The organism is Streptomyces sp. NPDC087420 (assembly GCF_044744165.1).
Taxonomy (GTDB): Bacteria; Actinomycetota; Actinomycetes; order Streptomycetales; family Streptomycetaceae; genus Streptomyces.
This window is the reverse complement of sequence record NZ_JBIUXU010000006.1, coordinates 88,405-108,149: the sequence shown is the minus strand read 5'-3', so window position 1 is coordinate 108,149 and position 19,745 is coordinate 88,405. Positions and strand designations below refer to the sequence as shown.

14 protein-coding genes are annotated in these 19,745 nt (G+C 74.1%); 9 read left to right on the top strand and 5 right to left on the bottom strand.

The window, feature by feature from the left end:
- Positions 1 to 11: 11 nt before the first annotated feature.
- The gene (locus tag ACIO1C_RS13830; RefSeq protein ID WP_327237705.1) at positions 12 to 1,169 is read left to right on the top strand and encodes an ROK family transcriptional regulator; all 1,158 of its coding nucleotides are present in this window, start codon (positions 12 to 14) and stop codon (positions 1,167 to 1,169) included.
- Between the two features lie 112 nt (positions 1,170 to 1,281).
- Here the strand turns inward: ACIO1C_RS13830 and ACIO1C_RS13825 are convergent, their stop codons facing one another.
- From ACIO1C_RS13825 to ACIO1C_RS13815, 3 genes are all read right to left on the bottom strand, one after another.
- Positions 1,282 to 2,046: a GntR family transcriptional regulator gene (locus ACIO1C_RS13825; RefSeq protein WP_401862418.1), complete on the bottom strand. Its 765-nt coding sequence runs from the start codon at positions 2,044 to 2,046 to the stop codon at positions 1,282 to 1,284.
- 273 nt (positions 2,047 to 2,319) lie between these two features.
- Positions 2,320 to 3,192, bottom strand: a complete 873-nt coding sequence (gene sigJ / locus ACIO1C_RS13820; protein WP_401862416.1) for an RNA polymerase sigma factor SigJ — start codon at positions 3,190 to 3,192, stop codon at positions 2,320 to 2,322.
- A gap of 148 nt (positions 3,193 to 3,340) precedes the next feature.
- Entirely contained in the window at positions 3,341 to 4,099 is a 759-nt protein-coding gene (locus ACIO1C_RS13815) for a DeoR/GlpR family DNA-binding transcription regulator (RefSeq protein WP_401862414.1), read from the bottom strand.
- A gap of 72 nt (positions 4,100 to 4,171) precedes the next feature.
- Between ACIO1C_RS13815 and ACIO1C_RS13810 the strand changes: the two genes are divergently transcribed.
- The 7 genes from ACIO1C_RS13810 to ACIO1C_RS13780 all read left to right on the top strand — a co-directional run bounded on the left by ACIO1C_RS13810 (position 4,172) and on the right by ACIO1C_RS13780 (position 16,115).
- The gene (locus tag ACIO1C_RS13810) at positions 4,172 to 5,446 is read left to right on the top strand and encodes an MFS transporter (RefSeq protein ID WP_401862412.1); all 1,275 of its coding nucleotides are present in this window, start codon (positions 4,172 to 4,174) and stop codon (positions 5,444 to 5,446) included.
- A gap of 153 nt (positions 5,447 to 5,599) precedes the next feature.
- Positions 5,600 to 7,207, top strand: a complete 1,608-nt coding sequence (locus tag ACIO1C_RS13805) for an alkaline phosphatase D family protein (protein WP_401862409.1) — start codon at positions 5,600 to 5,602, stop codon at positions 7,205 to 7,207.
- Positions 7,208 to 7,271: 64 nt separating this feature from the next.
- Complete coding sequence (locus ACIO1C_RS13800; protein WP_401862406.1) at positions 7,272 to 8,657, top strand: SWIM zinc finger family protein; 1,386 nt, start codon at positions 7,272 to 7,274, stop codon at positions 8,655 to 8,657.
- Entirely contained in the window at positions 8,654 to 11,359 is a 2,706-nt protein-coding gene (locus ACIO1C_RS13795) for a DUF6493 family protein (protein WP_401862403.1), read from the top strand. The genes ACIO1C_RS13800 and ACIO1C_RS13795 overlap by 4 nt, the downstream gene beginning before the upstream one ends.
- A gap of 118 nt (positions 11,360 to 11,477) precedes the next feature.
- Entirely contained in the window at positions 11,478 to 12,884 is a 1,407-nt protein-coding gene (locus ACIO1C_RS13790; protein ID WP_401862401.1) for a GNAT family N-acetyltransferase, read from the top strand.
- Between the two features lie 429 nt (positions 12,885 to 13,313).
- Positions 13,314 to 14,996, top strand: a complete 1,683-nt coding sequence (locus tag ACIO1C_RS13785) for a DUF885 domain-containing protein (RefSeq protein ID WP_401862399.1) — start codon at positions 13,314 to 13,316, stop codon at positions 14,994 to 14,996.
- Positions 14,997 to 15,122: 126 nt separating this feature from the next.
- Positions 15,123 to 16,115, top strand: coding sequence for an ATP-grasp domain-containing protein (locus ACIO1C_RS13780; protein ID WP_401862397.1), 993 nt, complete (start codon positions 15,123 to 15,125; stop codon positions 16,113 to 16,115).
- 895 nt (positions 16,116 to 17,010) lie between these two features.
- Here the strand turns inward: ACIO1C_RS13780 and ACIO1C_RS13775 are convergent.
- Complete coding sequence (locus tag ACIO1C_RS13775) at positions 17,011 to 17,862, bottom strand: SDR family oxidoreductase (RefSeq protein WP_401862395.1); 852 nt, start codon at positions 17,860 to 17,862, stop codon at positions 17,011 to 17,013.
- Between the two features lie 449 nt (positions 17,863 to 18,311).
- Between ACIO1C_RS13775 and ACIO1C_RS13770 the strand changes: the two genes are divergently transcribed.
- Positions 18,312 to 19,187 (top strand): ATP-grasp domain-containing protein, encoded by an 876-nt coding sequence (locus ACIO1C_RS13770; RefSeq protein ID WP_401862393.1) that lies wholly within the window; start codon positions 18,312 to 18,314, stop codon positions 19,185 to 19,187.
- Here ACIO1C_RS13770 and ACIO1C_RS13765 read toward each other — a convergent pair whose 3' ends face one another.
- On the bottom strand, positions 19,188 to 19,712 hold the full coding sequence (locus tag ACIO1C_RS13765; protein ID WP_401862390.1) for a rhodanese-like domain-containing protein: 525 nt from the start codon (positions 19,710 to 19,712) through the stop codon (positions 19,188 to 19,190).
- Positions 19,713 to 19,745: the final 33 nt, after the last annotated feature.

Genomic DNA, 19,745 nt, shown 5'->3' with positions numbered 1-19,745 from the left:
GAGGACTTACCGTGGGGCGGCTGACCGGCGGAGACCCTTCGCTTCTGCGGCGGATCAACTCCGCGGTGGTACTGCATTCCCTGCGGGGTGCCGGATCCCTCACCCTCACCGACCTGACCCGGATCACCGGTCTGTCGCGGCCGACGGTCGAGGGGGTCGTGGAGGGCCTCATGGAGGCCGGTCTGGTGGTCGAGTCCGCTCCCGAGGAGGGCGAGACCCGTAAGCAGGGCCGGCCCGCCCGCAAGTTCCGCTTCCGCGCGGAGGCCGGGCACCTGCTGGGCATCGAGATCGGGCCGCACCGCGTGGCCGCGATCCTGTCCGGGCTGGACGGCCGGATCATCGGGGCCGGGTCGCGGGAGGTCTCGGAGACCGCCGACGCCGACGAACGCCTGGAGCGCGTGCGGCTGGTGGTGGCCGACGTGCTGCGACGCGCGGGGGTGGCGCGCAACTCACTGCGGGCGGTGGGCGTCGGCAGTCCCGGCATCGTGGAGGCCGACGGGACCGTACGGCTCGGAACGGCGCTGCCCGGGTGGACGGGGCTGGCCCTCGGGGAGCGGCTGGGCCGCTCGTTCCGCTGTCCCGTGCTGGTGGAGAACGACGCCAACGCGGCTGCCGTCGCCGAGCAGTGGAAGGGCGCGGCGACCGACTCCGACGACATCGTCTTTGTCCTGGCGGGGCTGAGTCCGGGGGCGGGTTCGCTGATCGGCGGGCGGCTGCACCGCGGTTTCGGCGGGGCGGCCGGGGAGATCGGCGCGCTGCACCTGCTGGGCCGTGACGTGACGCCGGAGAAGCTCCTGTCGACCACGGACGAGCCGCTGCACCCGCTCGACGAGCACGCGGTGGCGAAGGTGTTCGCCCTCGCCAAGGACGGCGACGTGGGGGCGCAGGAGGCCGTGGAGCGCTTCACGCGGCGGCTGGTGCACGACGTGGCGGCGCTGGTGCTGGCGCTCGATCCCGAGCTGGTGGTGATCGGCGGGTGGGCGGCCGGTCTCGACGGCGTACTGGACCCGCTGCGCGACGAACTGTCCCGCTTCTGTCTGCGGCCCCCGCGCGTGGCGCTCTCCCTGCTCGGCGAGGCGGCCGTGGCGACGGGGGCGCTGCGGCTGGCGCTCGACCATGTGGAGGAGCAGCTGTTCGCGGTGGAGGGAACGGTGACGGCCCGCCGCTGAGCGACGGGCCGTCGTGACGTGCTGTACGCGTGTGGCGTACGTGTCCCGTACGGACGTGCCGTACGACTCCGAAGGTGTACGCGTGCCGTACGCGTGTGCCGTGCCGCGTCCGTCAGGACGCGCGGCGCTCCTCCGGGTGCTCGCTGATCTCCAGGTCGCCGGAGTCCCCGAAGGTCAGCCGGCAGGTGTCCGCGCGGTACGTGGCCACCGAGACGGCCGCCGGGCGGCCCTCCACGATGTAACGCGTGGTGACGACCAGCACGGGCGCGCCGGGCAGCCGGTCCAGCTCCTTGGCGTCGTCGGCACGCGCCGAACCCAACTCCACCGCGCGGTCCTGGGAGTCGAGCGCCAGGCGCTGGAGCTCCCGCAGTACGGCCCGGGCACGGACGGGTCCCGACGCGCCGGCGATGGCCGACAGTTCGGGCACCGACGACGCCGGTACGTAGAGCAGTTCGGCCGCGACCGACTGGCCGTGCGTCACCCGGACGCGCCGGACGACGTGCACCTCGTCGTCCGTGGAACTCTCCAGCAGCCGGGCCACCGGCGCCGGCGCGGCGGCGACCGCGCAGTCCATGAGCTGCCAGGCGTCCTTCGTGGCGCCCGGCCATTCGTGCTGGGTCGTGGACACGTCCACGCCCACCCTCGGGGGTGCGACGGTCGTCCCGACGCCCCGGCGGCGCTGGAGCCTGCCTTCCAGCTCCAGCTGTTCGAGCGCCTGCCTCAGCGTCGCGCGCGCGACCCCGAACCGAGCGGCGAGATCACGCTCGTTGGGCAGGATCTCCCCCACCGCGAAGTCCGAGTCGAGCGCTTCGCCGAGCACAGTCTTCAGGTGCCAGTACTTAGGCTCCGGCACTGTTTCCAGCTGCGTGGTCCCCACCCTGATCCTCCGCAATCGCCGTGTCCCCGGCGGTTTTCCGTGCCCTTATTTATTAAAGGTTCCTGCACTAACTATTGACCATAGGACGACTCAATCGGTTGGTCAAGACCAATCCTGCGCCGTAACTCAGCGAAACCGAAATCTACCGCAGGGTGTTCACACGACGTTCGTGCGCTGGTGAGGCGCCCGCAGCACTCGGCCCCGCGTCCGTGACGGACGCGGGGCCGGTCGTCGCTTTGCCATCCGGAGGGGCAACCCGAACGCTCTCCAGGCTTATTCCTCGATCACCCCGGAGAGTTTGTCGGGGTTCCGCACGATGTAGACGCACGTGATCACGCCGTCGGCCACCTCCAACTGAAGGACGAGGTCCAGCTTTCCGCCGGTGCGGGCCAACAGCGCGGGCGCTCCGTTGACCTCCGCGATGCGGAATTCGTAGAGCCCGGCGTCCCCCGACACGGCGGACAGGAATCGGCCAACCTTGTCGGCGCCCGCCACGATCCGCAGCGGTGCCTTCGCCTTCCCGCCGCTGTCGCCGACCAGCCTGACGTCCGGGGCGAGCAGCCTGAGCAGGGCCTCCAGATCGCCCCCGCCGGCCGCCGCGAGGAACTGCTCGGTGAGGGCCCGGCGTTCCGCCTGGTCGACGTCGAACCGGGGCCTGCGCTCGTCCACATGGCGCCGCGCGCGCCCCGCGAGCTGGCGGACGGCCGCCTCGCCCCGGTCGAGGACGGCGGCGATCTCGGCGTACGGGAAGCCGAAGGCCTCCCTGAGGACGAACACCGCGCGCTCCAGCGGCGAGAGGGATTCGAGGACGACCAGCACGGCGAACGACACCGATTCGGCCAGCATCGCGCGCTCGGCGGAATCGGGGACGGCCGATCCGAGATCGGTGGTGACCGGCTCCGGCAACCAGGGGCCCACATAGGCCTCGCGGCGTACGTGCGCCTGTCGCAGCCGGTCGATCGCGAGGCGGGTGGTGATCCGTACGAGATAGGCGCGCGGCTCGCGGACCTCGGGGCGGTCCTCGGCGGTCCAGCGCAGCCAGGCGTCCTGCACGACGTCCTCGGCGTCGGCGATCCGGCCCAGCATGCGGTAGGCCACCCCCGTCAACAGGGAGCGGTGGGCTTCGAATTGGTCGGTGCTCGTCATGTCGGTTGCCACATTTCCCATCCCAGCCGACCGCCCGACACCTGTCCAGGCGGCTCTCCCGGGGAGGGGCGCGGGCGCGGGCCGGACTCGTACAAGGACGGGGACGGGGGGACGGGGACGGGGAGACGGAGACGGGCCGCCGGGTGCCTCACACCTTGCGTACGGTGACTCCCGCCTCGGCCAGAGCCTCGGTCTCGTCCTCGGGAGCGGCCCGGTCGGTCACCACCACGTGCAGCGCGGCGGCCGGGGTCACGAAGGCGAGTGCGGTACGGGAGAACTTGGCCGCCTCGGCCACCGCGACCACCCGGCGGGACGAGGCGATCGCCGCGCGCTTGACCGCCGCGTCGTCCAGGTCGTACGCGGTCAGGCCGTCGGCGGCGGTCAGGCCGCAGCAGCCGAGGACGGCGGTGTCGAAGCGCAGGGTGGCCAGGGACGCCAGGGTCAGCGGGCCGGTCAGCGCCAGTTCGCCGGGGCGCGGCCGGCCGCCGGGCAGCAGCAGGGTCAGCCGGGGCGCGTCCGCGAGCGCGTTGGCCGCGTGCAGGGACAGCGGCATGACGGTCAGCCTGCGGCCGTGCAGGGCGCGGGCCACTTCCAGGCAGGTGGTGCCGCTGTCGACGACCACCGACTCACCGTCCGCGATCAGCCCGGCGACCTCGGCGGCGATGCGCGCCTTGGCCTCCTGCCCGTCCTGCGCCCGCAGCACGAACGGAGGCTCCTCCCCGCGCAGCAGCAGGCTCCTCGCGCCGCCCCGGTAGCGCTCCAGAACGCCTTGCTCCGCCAGGACCTCCAGGTCGCGGCGGATGGTCATCTCCGAGGCGCCGGTGAGACCGGCCAGCTCGGCGACGCTCGACCGGCCGGTCTCCCGTACGGCATCGGTGATCTTTCTGAGTCGCTCCACACTCGTCACCCTTGAATCAAACACCGATCATGTTCGAAGAGCAAGTTTACGAACATGTGGGATGTTCTGTATGTTCGCCGCATGGAGAGATCACTGCGGGCCGGCCGGCTGGCCACTTTTGCGTACTTCGTCCTCGCCGGCTTCATCATGGGCATGTGGATCGTCCACATCCCGGCGATCGAGCACCGCACCGGTATCAGCCACGCCGTGCTCGGCTGGCTCCTGCTGCTGCTCGGCGCGGGCGCCTTCGGGGGCATGCAGCTCGCCGGGCCGCTGACCGACCGCTTCGGTGCCCGCACGGTCGTGCCCGCCAGTGCGGCGCTCTGCGCGGCCTCGCTGGTCCTGCCGGGCCTGGCCACCGATGTCTGGACCCTCGGCGGGGCCCTCCTCGTGCTCGGCGTCGGCAACGGGTGCCTGGACGTGAGCATGAACGCCCACGCCGTACAGGTCGAGCGCGGCTACGGACGGCCCATCATGTCCGCCTTCCACGCCTGGTTCTCCATCGGCGGCGTGCTCGCCGCGCTCATCGGCGCGTTCACGCTCGGACGGGGGTGGAGCGCGGCCGCCACCCTGGGGGGTACGGCGCTGTTCTGCCTCGCGGCCGCGGGGGTGGCCGCGAGGGCGCTGCTGCGCCCGGACCCTTCGGCCGCTGTTGAGGCATCCGCTCTTGACGCGTCCGCCGCCGAGGCCTCGAACGGCCCTGCCCGCAAGGCCGGGCGCGCGACCCCCTCGCGCATCTGGATCCTGGCGGTGCTCGCCTTCATGCTCATGCTCTGCGAGGGCGTGGCCAACGACTGGAGCGTGCTCCATGTGAAGGACGTCCTCGGAGCGCCCGCCTCCACCGCCGCACTCGCGTACGGCGCCTTCGCCACGGCCATGACCGCCGGGCGCCTGCTCACCGACCGGGTGGCCGCGCGCGTGGGCGCGGTCGCCGTCCTGCGGTACGGCTCGGCGGTCGGCGCGACCGGCCTGACGCTGGCCGCGCTCGCGCCCAACGTCCCCGTGGCGCTGCTCGGTTGGACCGTCGTCGGCGCCGGCCTGTCCGGCTGCGTCCCACAGCTCTTCAGCGCGGCGGGCCACGCCGATCCGGACGCGGCCGGGGCCAACGTCTCGCGTGTGGCGGGCCTCGGCTACCTGGGGATGCTCGCCGGGCCCGCCGTGATCGGCCCGCTGACCCACGCGATCCCGCTGAACCTCACCTTCTTCCTCCCCGCGGCCTTCTGTGTGGTCGCCGGCTTCACCGCCCAGATCCTGAAGCCCGGGCCCGCGCCGGAGGCCGAGCCCTCACCCGGGACACAACCCGCCGCGGACCGTGCGGAGAAGAAGACCCCCAGCTCCCAGCCCACGGCCGGCTGATCCCGGCCCGCACGGCCCGCACGGGCCGCCCGGCACTCGGCGACCACGGACGACAACACCGGGCGGTTGTTCATCCGGGGTTCGCGCGGCGGCTGCCACCAGGCGTTAGGCATGGCACGGCAATCGGCACCCGTCTGCCCAGGAGGCGCATCGATGTCGTACCACCCGAACTTGCCCGAGTCCGCGGCCTCGCCCGGCCGACGCGGCGTGCTGCGCGGCACACTCGCCGCGTCGGCCGCGCTGGCCCTGCCCACCGCCGGGCTGGTGGCGGGCGCGGCGCCCGCGCAGGCGCGGTCCGGGCGGCCCCGCGCCGCCTGGGGCGTACAGATGGGCGATGTCACGTCGTCGTCCGGACTGGCGTGGGTCCGGTCCGACCGGCCGGCCCGGATGATCGTGGAGACCTCCGCCACCGAGTCGTTCCGGCGGGCCCGCACCTGGCACGGCCCGCTGCTCGGCCCGGGCTCCGACTTCACCGGTACGGTCGCGCTGCGCGGCCTCCCGGCCGGTGAGCAGGTGCACTACCGGGTGACACTCGCCGACCCGGACGACTACCGCCGTACCGGCGAACCGGTGTACGGGACGTTCCGTACCGCGCCCGCGAAACGCCGGCAGGGCGTGCGCTTCCTCTGGTCGGGCGACATCGCCGGGCAGGGCTGGGGCATCAACCCGGACATCGGCGGCTACCGCGCGTACGACGAGATGCGGCGGCTCGACCCCGACTTCTTCCTGTGCAGCGGCGACACGATCTACGCCGACGGCCCGCTCGAACCACGGGTGACGCTGCCGGACGGCCGGATCTGGCGGAACGTCACCACGGAGGAGAAGTCGAAGGTCGCGCAGACCCTCGACGAGTACCGGGGCAACTTCCGCTACAACCTGCTGGACGACAACGTGCGGCGCTTCAATTCCCAGGTGCCGACGATCGTCCAGTGGGACGACCACGAGGTGCGCAACAACTGGTACCCCGGTCAGATCCTGGACGACGTCCGCTACACGGAGAAGAACGTGGATCTGCTGGCGGCCCGTTCGGCGCGCGCGTTCCGTGAGTACTTCCCGGTGTCGACCCTCCACGAACGCGGGGCCGACCGCCGTGTCCACCGGGTGATCAGCCACGGCCCGCTGCTGGACGTGTTCGTCCTGGACATGCGCTCGTTCCGCAACGCCAACTCCCCCGACCGGCAGGCCGACGACACCACCGGCATCCTCGGCGCGGAGCAGCTGGAGTGGCTCAAGCGGGAGTTGTCGCGCTCGCGTGCGGAGTGGAAGGTGATCGCCGCCGACATGCCGCTCGGACTGGTCGTCCCGGACGGCGCCGCCAACTTCGAGGCCGTCGCCCAGGGTGATCCGGGCGCTCCGCTCGGCCGTGAGCTCCAGATCGCGGAGCTGCTGCGGTACATCAAGCACCGGCGGATCACGGGCACGCTGTGGCTCACGGCGGACGTCCACTACACGTCCGCGCAGCACTATGCGCCGGAGCGCGCGGCCTTCAAGGACTTCGCGCCCTTCTGGGAGTTCGTCTCGGGGCCGCTGGCCGCGGGCGGATTCCAGGCCAACGCGCTGGACGGTACGTTCGGGCCCGACCGGGTCTTCGTGCGGGCGCCCGACCGGGCGAACGTGTCGCCGATGGAGTCCCCGCAGTACTTCGGCGAGGTCGACATCGACGGCGGCAGCGGCGAACTGACGGTCCGTCTGCGGGCGGAGGGCGGCACGGTCCTGTTCAGCAAGGTGCTCCAGCCGGGGAAGGTCGGGCAGGACCGGTAGGCGGTGCGGCCCCGGGCGGTCTGCGGGGGGCCGATTGTCAGTGGTGGGTCCTAACGTCGTTTCCATGACGCGATCCACGCAGGCGCTCGCCTACTCCCGTCCGTCCGCCCTGGCCACGGCCCCGGGCGGACGGCTGCTCGGCCTGGAGACCTCGGGCGGGGTGACGCCGCTCGGCGCCGAGGCGCATCCGAGTTTCTTCTCCGGGCTCCTCACCTCGCCCCGGGCGGCCGCGCGGGGGCTGCTGGCGGTGGCGGACGTGGCGGGGGCGCGCTACCACCAGCGTCTCGCCGGCTTGTCACTCGACCCGGTGGTGACGGGGAACGGGGACCGGCTGCGCTTTGAGTCGTTCTCCGGCTGCTGCGGGGTGTACGCCCGCCTGGACGTCCTGCGGGAGGGTCTCGACGGGGCGGACACCGGACACGGCACCACCAATGTGGATGTGAACAATCCGCTGCGGGAGGCCCTGTCGCGGATGACCGGCGACGATCCGCTCCATTTGCGGGTGGGGCCCGACGCGTTGACCGTCACCACGCTCGAAGGTCCGGTGGTGGAGAAGAAGGTGCCGCTGCCGGACCGCTGGCTGCGCGGCTTCGCCGAGGCCCAGGTGATCTCGGCGGGTTTCGACCTGCGGGCCGAGCTGCCGGCGGCGGAGGCGGTGCGTTTCCTGCGGACCCTGCCGCGCGGTTCCGGCACGGCCTCGCGCGGCGCGATGTGGGTGGTCCCGACGGGGAAGACGCTGCGGCCGACGACCCGGCCCGTGCGGGGCGCCGTGTGCCTGCCGGGGCCCGAGCGGCTGGTGGCCCTGCAACGGGTGCTGCGGGACGCGACGGCGCTGCGTGTCTACGGCCCCGCCGCCGACGGGGCGGCCGTGTCGAGCGCGTGGGAGGTGGTGCTGCCGGGGATGCGGCTGACGCTCACGCTGTCGCCGGACGCGGCGCGCGGGTTCTCCGGTGAGGGCGGGGTGCTGGAGGCGCTCGCCACCGAAGAGGCTGCCGGGGACGCCGAGTTGGTCTCCGTCCTGCTGGCGTGGGAGCCGCGGATCGACCCGGCGGAGCTGGCCGTGGAGGCGGGGCTGCCGGTCGGGCGGGTACGGGCGGCGCTGGTGCGCCTGGGCACGGCGGGGCGCGTCGGCTACGACGTCGCGGACGCGGCGTACTTCCACCGCGAGCTGCCGTACGACGCGTCCCGCGCCGAGCGGCACAACCCCCGGCTGGTCGCGGCCCGCGCCCTGCTCGACGCGGGCGCGGTGGTGCTGGCGGGCGATCTGGCGCGGGTGGCCTCCGGTGAACGGCAGTACCAGGTAAGGGAGTCGGGCGGGGCGCTGAGCTGCACCTGCCGCTGGTGGGCCGACCACCGGGGAGCACGCGGGCCGTGCAAGCACGCGCTGGCCGTGCGCATGGCGCGGCGCGACACGGTCCTGGCCACCCTGACCGGAGGCGGCCCCCGATGAGCGAGCTGCTGGAGGCCGTACGGGCCGGCCGGGTCGAGGACGTTCCCGGGCTGCTGAAGCCGCTGACGGCGCGCGAGCGCGCGGCGGAGCTGCGGGAGCTGAAGGTGCTGCGCGCCGAGGCGCGGGACCACCCGTGGACGGGCCGGCAGGAGCGGCGGCGTCTGCGCGACGCGCTGCTGGTGGCCGGGGCGGGGTGTCAGCGGGGAGCGGCGTCGGCGGTCACCTGGATGGGCGCGGCCGATCTGCGCGTGGCGGAGGCGCTGCCGGCCGGTCCGCTGGTCGAGGTCCTGTCGCACCAGGAGCCCGCCTGGCTCGCCGATGTCGCGCACCGGCTGGCGGGGCGGCCATCGACCGCGCAGGAGGACTATCCGCTGGTCGCCGCCCTGGTGCGGCTCGCGGGCTGTCCGATGCCGGTCACGGACGCGCTGACGCGGGGGTGGGCGGAGGCGGTCTCGTCGTCCGGCGGCACGCCCCTCGCCGGGAATCTGCGGGCGGATCCGCAGGCGCGGGCGATGGTGCTGGGCCTCTTCGAGGTCACCGAGCTGCCCTTTGTGATCGTGTGGCAGGCCGATCCCGACGTGGTGGGCGACTGGCCCGGCGTGCTGGCCGCCCTGGCCGGGGAAGGGGTGCTGGAGCGGGATCCGCTGGTGGCGGCCTGCCTCGCGCGGCTGCTGCGCGGCGGGCGCCCCCGGGACCTGCCCTTCTTCCTCAAGTTGCTGCGGCGGCTGGAGTTGACCGGGGAGGAGGAGCGCGCCCACACGGCCGACTGGATCGGGATGGTGTCCGACGGCGCGTCGACGGTGGCCGCTCTGGCCCAGGAGGTGCTGGCCCGTCTCGCCGTGTCCGGGTCCCTTCCGGTGGGCACCCTCGCGGACATGTCGGGTTCGGCGCTGTTCCGCCCGGAGAAGAAGCTGGTCAGGGCGCAGCTCGTGCTGCTGGGGAAGGTCCTGCGGAGTGACCCAGGCGCGGCGGGGGTGCTGCTGCCGGTGGTCGCCGAGGCGTTCGGGCACGAGGACACCGACGTGCAGGACCGGGCGTTGAAGCTGGTGGCACGTCACCTGTCCGCCGTGGAAGGGGAGGTGCGTGCCGGGCTGGCGTCGGCGGCCTCCCTGCTGAGTCCGGTGCACCGGTCGCGGGCGGCCGAGGTGTTCGGCGGGCGGACGGCGGTCGCCGACCCCGATCCGTACGAGGAGATCCTGCCGCCCGCGCCGCGACCGGCCCGTCTCGCGCCCGTGGCGGCGTCCCTCGCCGAACTGGTCGAGGAGGTGGCCGCGCTGACCGGCGGACGCGGTGAGTCGTCCGCGTACGAACCGCGGGGGATGGCCGCCTTCGAGCGGGCCCTGGACGGTCTCGTCCGGTACGCCCACGCGGATCGCGCGGCGCTGGCCGGCGCGCTCCGGGACACGCTGGCGGGCAGCTGGTGGCTGAAAGATGATCCGGCCGCCGGAAACGAGACCTGGATCGTCCGGCTGGCCGGTGTGGAGCGGGTGGCCGCGGCGGCGCTCGACCGGATCTCCGTACGGGCCCTGTGGTACGCGAACGCACACGGGCCACGGTCCACGTGCTGCGCGCACGCCGCCCTGGACAGCGTCGTCGAGGCCCGTCTGGCGGAGGTCGCCTACATGGTCAGGACCAAGTCGCTGCCGTTCCTGCTCGCCACTCCGACCTGGTCGACCGGGGCGGTGGATCCCGACGTCCTGGTGGAGCGGCTGCGTACGTACCAGCGCCTGTGCGCCGCTCCCTCCCCGGTGGACTTCGCCCAGGCGTTGGTACGAGTGCGGCGCGGCGGGGCACCCGAGACGGTCCGGGCGGCGGCGGCGCTCGGCACGCCGGAGGGTGACCGGCTCGCGGCGTGGCTGGTCGAGGAGATCCCGGCGCCCGGGCTGAAAGGGGCGGACGAGCCGGAGCGGGAACCGGAACGCGGGGCGCGGTCCGAGGGCGGGCACGGGTGGCTCGGGGCGAAGGGCAGAGCGGGGAGTCTGCTGGCCGGAACGCGGCAACGGCTGGTCGCACGGCGGGACTTCCCCACGGCCTTCCGCTGGCTGGGCCAGGCGGCCACCCCGTCCGGTGCCTGCTCCCACTGGAGCACGGGTATGACGCACTGGCCGGGGGTGCTGCCCGAGGACCGCGAGACCCTCGCCACCTGGCTGCTGCCGGACGTGGCGGCGTGCGCCGAGGCCGACCGGCGGGGCGGGGCCTGGTGGCTCCCCCTCGGCGCGGAGGCGGGCGGCCCCGCCGGGCCCGCGCTGCGCCTGGGGATCGCGTACGGGCTGGCCGCCCGGCACCCGGGCGACCGTCTGTCGGCCGTGGACGCGCTGCTCGTCCTGACGGCCCGGGGACAGTTGGACGGACCCCAACTGGGCAGGGACATCGCGATGCTGGCGATATCGGGTACGGTCAAGGTGAACCGTGTGGCCGACTCGGCGCGTACCGCCGCCGCCACCGGTGCGTACAGGACAGTGTGGTCCGTGCTCGGCGCGGCTCTGTCCGACCTGCTGGCCGACACCTCGCGACCCGGGCTCGGGGACCTGCTCTCCGTGGCCGCCGAGTGCGCGGAGCGCGGTGCCGTGACCGGCGCGGCGACCGGTGCCGGCACGGGAACGGATCCGGGGATACCGGCTCTGGCGGCGGTCGCCGCCCGGGGTGGATCGTCACGGCTGACGGCGCAGGCGGCGCGCCTGCTGACCGCTTTGCGTCAGTGAAGCGACCACTCCCGGCCAAAATTGCCTAAAGATAGTCCAAAAGGGAACAGATCCATCCTTAACCCATCAGTCACAAACCGTTCGTGATCACGCAACACCGTTCGGCCACAGTGAGGCCATGACCGATGTGACTTCCGCGAAGAGTGCCCGCCGCCCCCACCACTGGCGACGGGATCTGGTCGAGCTGGCCGCCCTGTTCACCGCGGTGGCGGTCGCCGACGCCGTGGCCAACACGATCGCGCACGGACCGGACGGCGCTTCCCTACTGATCGCCTCGGCGGTGGTCCTGCTCGCCACGGCCGCGTTCCACACGTGGTGGGCACGCAAGCACAGCCACGCACCCCCGGAGGGGGTCACCGGCGCCGAGGTGACCGCCCCGGTGGCGGACTTCGGCGTGCCGGCCGAGACGGTGCTCTGGCGGATGCGGACCACCGTCCGGGACGAGCCGGGCAGCCTGGCCGCCCTGTGCGTCGCTTTCGCGACGCGGCGCGTGGACATCCTCACCCTCCAGACCCACCCGCTCTCCGAGGGGACGGTGGACGAGTTCCTGCTGCGCGCCCCCGCCACGCTCCAGGCGAGGGACCTCACGCACGAGGTCGCGGCCGCGGGCGGCAGCGGCACCTGGATCGAGCGCGCGGACGCGCACGACCTCGTGGACACCCCGACCCGGGTGCTCGGCCTCGCCACCCGCACCGCCCTGGACTCGGCCGAACTGCCGCTGGCACTGCGCCAGTTGCTCGGCCGCTGCACGATCCACTCCCGGCCGGCCGAATCGGCAGGCGGACGGCGGACCGGGGAGGGCGCACCGGTCGAGGGCGCGCTCGACGAGACGTCCATGGTGCTGCGCGACCCGAGCGGCGGGTCCATCACGGTCGAGCGGCCGTATCTGCCGTTCACCCCGACCGAGTTCGCGCGGGCCCGCGCCCTGGTCGAGCTGGACGCCCGGCTCGGTCCGCGCATGCCCGTGGGCCACGACGTCCTCACGCTCCCCGAGGGCGAGGAGATCACGGTCCGGCGCGCCGACCAGGACGACCTCGAAGCCGCCCTGGCCATGCACGCCCGCTGCTCCGCCCGTACGCTCGGCCTGCGCTACCACGGCCCGGCGGCCGACGCGGACCGCTATCTGGACCACCTGCTCAGCCCGCGCTTCGGACGCACCCTCGCGGTCGAGACCTCGTCGGGGAACCTGGTCGCCCTCGGCCACCTGCTCTGGGACGGCGACGAGACGGAGGTCGCGCTGATCGTCGAGGACGCCTGGCAGCGGCGCGGCATCGGTGCCGAACTGCTGGCCCGGCTGGTCGAGTTGGCCACGGAGGCGCGCAGCGGGACCGTATACGCCGTCACTCAGTCGTCCAACACCGCGATGGTCGCGGCGATGCGGAGCCTCGGCCGGCCGCTCGACTACCAGATCGAGGCAGGCACGCTGGTCATCACGGCCCGGCTGGAGCCGAAGGCGGCCCGTCCGCTTCCGCCGCACGGGGACTCCGGCCTGTTCGAACCGGACCGCTCCGAGCGCCGGCCGTAGCGTCCCGCGCGGGCGCTCCTCCCGCGCGGCCCTCCTCCCGGGTGGGCCCTCTTCGGCCACGACGCGGTGGCTGATCCGTACAGCGGCCGTACCGCGGCCGTACCGCGACGACAAGGCGCGGGTTTGCGCTCGCGCGTACCGGCAGGACGGCGGTCGGGGCGGCCTTCCGGGGCGGGCGCCTGCCCCGGCCCGGTGGCCCGCCCGCGCAGATCCGCTGGCTCTCGTCCCCGCCACGATCCGGCCGAACCGGGCCGTGGGCCGGAGGCCCTGCTATCGGGGCTGTCGGGCCCGGTCGGGCCGCGCCGCACGGGGACGGCGGACCGCTGATGCCGCTCCCGTCGGCCCCGTGTCGGCCATCCGTCGGCCACCGTCGCGGAAGAACGGAAACCCTGACGTGACGGATGTGGCCGACTCGGGGAGGATGTCGGCATGTCAGACACAGCAGGCAGCGTGCTGCCGCGTCAGGTCGCCGACGCCTACGTCGACGAGCTCATCGCACTCGACCCGATCACCGGCACCTATCTCGGCGTCGCGGAGAGTTCCCGTCGTCTCCCCGACTTCTCCCCGGCCGGACAGCAGGCGCTCGCCGATCTGGCGCGCACGACCCTCGCCCGGCTCGACGTGGCCGAGCGGTCGCCGGGCGCGGACAGTGAGGCCGAGCGGCGCTGCGCGCGGCTGCTGCGCGAGCGCCTCACGGCCGAACTCGCCGTCCACGAGGCCCAGGAGGGGCTGCGGGCGGTCAGCAACATCCACTCGCCCGCGCACTCCGTCCGTGGCGTCTTCACCGTGACCCCGACCGCGACGGACGAGGACTGGGCGGCGGTCGCCGACCGGCTGCGCGCCGTGCCCGACGCGCTGGAGGGGTTCCGCGCCTCGCTGGCCCTCGGCCTGGAGCGCGGTCTGCCGGCCGGCCCGCGTGCCACCGCGACCTTCGTCGGCCAGCTCACGGAGTGGGCGGGCGGCGGGCGCGGCTGGTTCGACGAGTTCGCCGCCTCGGGCCCGGAGACCCTCCGCAAGGAGCTGGACGAGGCCGCCGCCCTGGCGACCGACGCGGTCGCGGGGCTGCGGGACTGGATGACCGAGGTGTACGCCCCCGCCGTGGTCGGCGCGCCCGACACCGTGGGCCGGGAGCGGTACGCCCGCTGGTCGCGCTACTTCAACGGGACGGACCTCGATCTCGACGAGGCGTACGCGTACGGCTGGTCCGAGTACCACCGGCTGCTCACCGAGATGCGGACCGAGGCCGGGAAGATCCTCCCCGGCGCGAGCCCGTGGGAGGCGCTCGCCCACCTCGACGAGCACGGCACGCACATCGAGGGGGTGGAGGAGGTCAGGGACTGGCTCCAGGGCGTGATGGACGAGGCGATCGAGGCGCTGGACGGCACCCACTTCGAACTCGCCGAGCGGGTACGGAAGGTGGAGTCCCGGATCGCCCCGCCGGGCGGCGCGGCCGCGCCGTACTACACGGGCCCCTCCGAGGACTTCTCCCGGCCGGGCATCACGTGGCTGCCGACGATGGGCGAGACGCGCTTCCCGGTCTACGACCTGGTCTCGACCTGGTACCACGAGGGGGTGCCCGGCCACCACCTCCAGATCGCGCAGGCGACCCACGTGGCGGACCAGCTCTCGCGCTACCAGGCGTCGGTCGGCATGGTCAGCGCCAACGCCGAGGGGTGGGCGCTGTACGCGGAACGCCTCATGGACGAGCTGGGCTTCCTGCCGGACGCGGAGCGCCGGCTGGGGTACCTGGACGCGCAGATGATGCGGGCCTGCCGGGTGATCGTGGACATCGGCATGCATCTGGAGCTGGAGATCCCGGCGGAGTCGCCGTTCCACCCGGGTGAGCGCTGGACGCCGGAGCTGGCGCAGGAGTTCTTCGGCAACCACAGCGGCCGTCCGGCCGACTTCGTGGAGAGCGAGCTGACCCGCTACCTGTCGATGCCGGGCCAGGCGATCGGCTACAAGCTGGGCGAGCGCGCCTGGCTGCTGGGCCGGGAGAACGCGCGCAAGCGGCACGGCGACGCCTTCGACGCGAAGGCGTGGCACATGGCCGCCCTGTCGCTGGGCCCTCTGGGCCTGGACGACCTGGTGGACGAGCTGTCGAAGCTCTGACCTGGCCACTGGGTGCGGAGGACGAAGACGGGGCCGTGCCCGATACCAGGCACGGCCCCGCCGCCGCCCCCGTACCCGCCCCCGTACCGAAGAACGAACGCACCGCTCGCGTGCGCGCATGGAGGAATGAAGGACACGATGACCGCCTCACTGCTCTACTGCGCGGATCCGCTGCGGGCGGGCCGGGCGGCCCGGGTCGATCCGGTGTTCGCGGAGGAGGCCGCGCAGGCCGGGGCGTACGGCGTGACGCGGGCCCTGCTCGACCATGACGCGCTGCTGGCCGGGGACACGAACCGCGCCCTGGCGCGGGTGGAGCGGGGCTCGGGGCCGTACTGGTACCGGGGCTGGATGATGCCGGCGACGGTGTACGCGACGCTGGAGCGGGCGCTGGCCGAGCGGGGGTGCGCCCTGCTGACCGGGGCCGCGGACTTCCGGCGCGGCCACGAACTGCCCGGATGGTACGGGGAGTTCGCGGCGCTCACTCCCGCCAGCCGGTGGTTGCCCCGACCCCCCGGCGCTCCACCGACCCAGGACGAACTGGCCACGCTCGCCGCTCCACTGGGGCCCGGCCCGGGCATCGTGAAGGACTACGTCAAATCCCGTAAGCACGAGTGGGACGAGGCGTGCTTCGTCCCCGAACTGACCGACACCGCACGGCTGTCGGCCGTGGTGGAGCGCTTCTTCGCCCTCCAGGAGGACACGCTCACCGGTGGCGTGGTGCTGCGCGCGTACGAGCCGTTCGTGCCGGGCGGCGAGGCGCGGGTGTGGTGGGTGGACGGCGCACCGGCCCTCACCACCGCCCATCCGGACACCCCGGACCGGTTCCCCGCACCGGAAACAGCCGCGGTGGCCGAGGCCGTACGGGCACTGGGCGCCCGGTTCGTCACGACGGACCTGGCGCTGCGGGAGGACGGTGAGTGGCGGGTGGTGGAGGTGGGCGACGGCCAGGTGAGCGGCCTCCCCCCGGGACCCGACGCGACGCCGCTGTTCGCGGCGCTGGCGAAGGCGGGTGGGGCGGCGCCCGGCCCAACGGGTGAGGTGGCTGCCCCCGGTCCGGCGACCGGGGCGTCGGCCCTGCGGCCCGGGGCACGAAGCGCCGGACTCCAGTCCGGCGAGTGAGACGCCGGCCCCCGGCCCGACAACCAAGGTGTCCCAGCCCGGCCCGCCGGGCGGGACGACGACACCCGCAGCCCGGCGGGCGAGACGCCGGACCGCCGATCCGGCGACCGGGGGATCCCAGACCGATCCGGCAAGTGAAGCGGCGACCCCACAGCCCTCCGGGTGAAGCACCGAAGCCCGGTTCGCCGAGCGAAACGGCGACGCCCACGGCCCGGCCGGTGAGACGCCGGACTGTGGACGGGCGAGTAAGGCGCCGGCCCCCGGCCCGGCGACCAAGGTCTCCCAGCCCGATCCGGCAGGTCAAGCGGCGACCCCGCGACCCGACGAGTGAAGTACCCAAGCCCCGCCCGGCGAGCGAGACGCCGAACTGCGGTCCGGCGAGTGAGACGCCGAAGTCCGGTCCGGCGACCGGGGGATCCCAGACCGATCCGGCAAGTGAAGCGACGGCCCCACGGCCCCGCGGGTGAAGCACCGAAGCCCGGTTCGCCGAGCGAAACGGCGACGCCCACGGCCCGGCCGGTGAGACGCCGGACTGTGGTCCGGCGAGTGAGACGCCGAAGCCCGGTCCGGCGACCGGGGGATCCCAGACCGATCCGGCAAGTGAAGCGGCGCCCCCACGGCCCTGCGGGTGAAGTGCCCAAGGCCGGCTCGCCGAGCGAAACGGCGGCACGCGCAGCCCGGCCGGTGGGGCGGCAGACTCCTGCCCGGGCGGGTCGGGCAGCGAAGCCGGGTCCGGCGACCGGGGTATCCCAGCCCGAGCTGGCAGGTGAAGCGGCGACCCGCGACCCGGCGGCTGAAGTAACCGGGCCTGGCCCGCCGGGCGAGACGGCGGTGCCCACGGCCCGGCCGGTTGGGCGCAGGACTCCGGGCCGGTGGGTCGAACCGCCGAGGACGGTCAGCGGCGGACGCCGCCCTCCGAGTTGATCACCTGGCCGGTGATCCAGCGCGCCTCGTCGGTGGCCAGCCAGGCGATCAGGCGGGCCGGGTCGTCGGGCATGCCCCATCGCCCGGCCGGGAACTGTGCGGCGATCGCGTCGTACGCCTCCCCCGTCAGGTAGCCGGTGTCGACCGGCCCGGGGTTGACGGCGTTCACCGTCACCGCGAGGTCCGCGAGGGACGTGGCGAGCGTGCGGGTCGCGGAGGCGAGGGCGCCCTTGGCGAGGCTGTAGGCGATCTCGTCCGGCATGCCGTCGGCAAGGTCCTGGCCCGAGGTCATGAAGACGATCCGGCCGCCCGGGGTCCGGGCGGGAAGCGCGGCGCGCAGCCGGGCGTACGCCTGGACCAGCAGGATCACCGACCGGGTGTTCACCGCCCAATAGGCGTCGAGCATGGCCGCGTCGACCGCTTCGAGGGGGCCGTCGGAGCCGCTGAGGGCGTGGTTGGCGACGAGGATGTCGAGCCGCCCGCCCAGCGCCCCGGCCGCTTCGGCGAGGAGCACGGCGGGCGCGTCCGGTGCGGACAGGTCGCCCGGTCCGTGCACCACCCGCGCGTCCGGATCACCGCACGCCTCCCGCACGGAGGCGGCCACGGCCGCGGGCCCCTCGGGATCGGCGCCCCAGGGCTGCGCGGCGTCGTGCGGCACGTGGTGGTGGAGGTAGACACCGGCCCCGTACGCGGCGAGCCGCCGGGCGACGGCATGACCGATCCCTCCCCGCCGACTGGCCCCGGTGACCAGAGCGGTACGCCCGCGCAACGGCAGCGGGTCGCGGCGGAGATCTTCGGCGGTGGGGGGTGCGAGTGGCGGCATGACACCCCATGCTGTCCGCCGACGGTCCACCCCGCCACCGGGTTTTCCAGGCGGGCCCCGCCACACCCGGGGCCGACCCTGCCGCGCCCCGGGCCGACCGAACAGGTCGCCGGTGGTGAGCGAGGAGTCCAGGCCGGCCCTCGGCCACCCCCGGCGCCGGACCCCACGCCGGGATCACCCCAGCCCCCACGTCGGCCCCGCCGCGCCCCCGGCCACACCCGGTGCCGATCCCGGCGCACCCCAAACTGGCCCCGGCCACCCCCAGCCCCGCCGCGCCCCCGGCCGGCGCCGGCCACACCCCGTGCCCATCCCGGCGCCGGCGCCGCCTCGCCCCACGACGGCCACCCGCACCCCCACACTCCGGCCCGTCTCGGCAGCCCCCGCGTCTGAGACTCCGTCGCCGGAAATCCCGTACCACCCCACCGGCGACATGGGAGACCCTGGCCGCCATGACCGGACGTACCCTCTTCCTCCCGCCCCGGACCACTCCCACGGGCACGGCTCTCGCCGCCGCCGCGGCCCGGCGCGGGATGCGGGTCCGTACCCTGCACGACCGTCGTGTTCCCGAGGAGCACCAAGGAGACCGCGGGGCGACTCTGCACGCCGGGCCCGGGTTCGCCGACCTCGTCGCCCCGGAACTGGGGCTCGGTCTGCTGGAGGCGGACGAGGGCCGGCTGGCGGCGCAGCCGTACCAACTGACCTGCCGACGCGTCGAGTTGATGCCCGTCGCCCGGGCCAGGCAGCTCCGCGTCCCGGCGTTCATGAAGCCGCCGAACGACAAGAGCTTCCCGGCCCGTGTGTACACCGACGGCAGTCGGCTGCCCGGCCCCGACGCCGTGGACGACGACGTACCCGTCCTGGTCAGCGACATCGTGACCTTCACCGCGGAATTCCGGCTGTTCATGCTGGACGGTGAGGTGGTGACGGGGAGCCGCTACGCGGTACGGGGCGTACGGGGCGTACAGGGCGTACAGGGCGTACGGGACGTCGTACCCCTGGAGTCGGATCCGCGAGGCGCCGACGTACGGGACTTCGCGGGCCGGCTCTTCGCCGCGGGCCTCCCCGCGCTGCCCAGCGCGGTGGTCGTGGACGTGGGAACGGTCGACGGACGGGACAACGAGGGCCCGCCCCAGGAGCGTTGGGCCGTGGTGGAGGCCAATGCCGCCTGGGCCGGCGGCCATGACGCCTGCGACGCCGACCGGGCGCTCGACGTCGTCCTGGGCGCGGCACGCGCGGTCACGGCGCCCGACGACGTACCGTTCCTGCGTCCGCGCCCGTCGGTGCGCCGCTCAACCCCCCGTACACACGGGAAAACGGGCCGGTGATCAGCAGCCGCAGTCCTCCGCCCCGACCGGCGCCGTCAGCGGGTCGGCGGCGCGCCGCTCGGTGCCCTCCCAGGTCTCGACCTCAAAGCCCTCCCTGATCCAGTACTCGATGCCGCCGAGCATCTCCTTCACCCGGTAGCCCAGCCCGGCCAGGGCCAGGGCGGCGCGCGTGCCGCCGTTGCAGCCGGGGCCCCAGCAGTACGTGACCACCGGGACCGCCTTGTCGAGCAGGCGTTCCGCGTCCTCGGCGATGCGGGCGGTCGGCAGATGGAGGGCGCCCGGGACGTGGCCCTGGTCCCAGGACGCGGTGGAGCGCGAGTCGAGCACGACAAAACCGGGGTCGCCGCCCGCCCCCAGCGCGGCCGCCACGTCGGAGGCGTCGGCGTGGAAGGCGAGGCTCGCGCCGAAGTACGCGGCGGCCTCGGCCGGGGACGCGGGCGGCACCCGCAGCACCGCGTTGGGAGCCGCCCCTCCGGACCGCGCGTCGTCAAAGATCGGGAAAGGGTGCGTGTGTGTGGTGGTCATGCCTCAGAAATTTACGGGCGTCCAACCCCCATT

Excerpts from the sequence above, each read along its gene's own strand:
- ACIO1C_RS13795 (WP_401862403.1), top strand. The coding sequence starts at position 8,654 with ATGAGCGAGCTGCTGGAGGCCGTACGGGCCGGCCGGGTCGAGGACGTT.
- ACIO1C_RS13775 (WP_401862395.1), bottom strand. The coding sequence starts at position 17,862 with ATGCCGCCACTCGCACCCCCCACCGCCGAAGATCTCCGCCGCGACCCG.
- ACIO1C_RS13780 (WP_401862397.1), top strand. The coding sequence starts at position 15,123 with ATGAAGGACACGATGACCGCCTCACTGCTCTACTGCGCGGATCCGCTG.
- ACIO1C_RS13770 (WP_401862393.1), top strand. The coding sequence starts at position 18,312 with ATGACCGGACGTACCCTCTTCCTCCCGCCCCGGACCACTCCCACGGGC.
- ACIO1C_RS13765 (WP_401862390.1), bottom strand. The coding sequence starts at position 19,712 with ATGACCACCACACACACGCACCCTTTCCCGATCTTTGACGACGCGCGG.
- ACIO1C_RS13785 (WP_401862399.1), top strand. The coding sequence starts at position 13,314 with ATGTCAGACACAGCAGGCAGCGTGCTGCCGCGTCAGGTCGCCGACGCC.
- sigJ (WP_401862416.1), bottom strand. The coding sequence starts at position 3,192 with ATGACGAGCACCGACCAATTCGAAGCCCACCGCTCCCTGTTGACGGGG.
- ACIO1C_RS13810 (WP_401862412.1), top strand. The coding sequence starts at position 4,172 with ATGGAGAGATCACTGCGGGCCGGCCGGCTGGCCACTTTTGCGTACTTC.
- ACIO1C_RS13805 (WP_401862409.1), top strand. The coding sequence starts at position 5,600 with ATGTCGTACCACCCGAACTTGCCCGAGTCCGCGGCCTCGCCCGGCCGA.
- ACIO1C_RS13800 (WP_401862406.1), top strand. The coding sequence starts at position 7,272 with ATGACGCGATCCACGCAGGCGCTCGCCTACTCCCGTCCGTCCGCCCTG.
- ACIO1C_RS13790 (WP_401862401.1), top strand. The coding sequence starts at position 11,478 with ATGACCGATGTGACTTCCGCGAAGAGTGCCCGCCGCCCCCACCACTGG.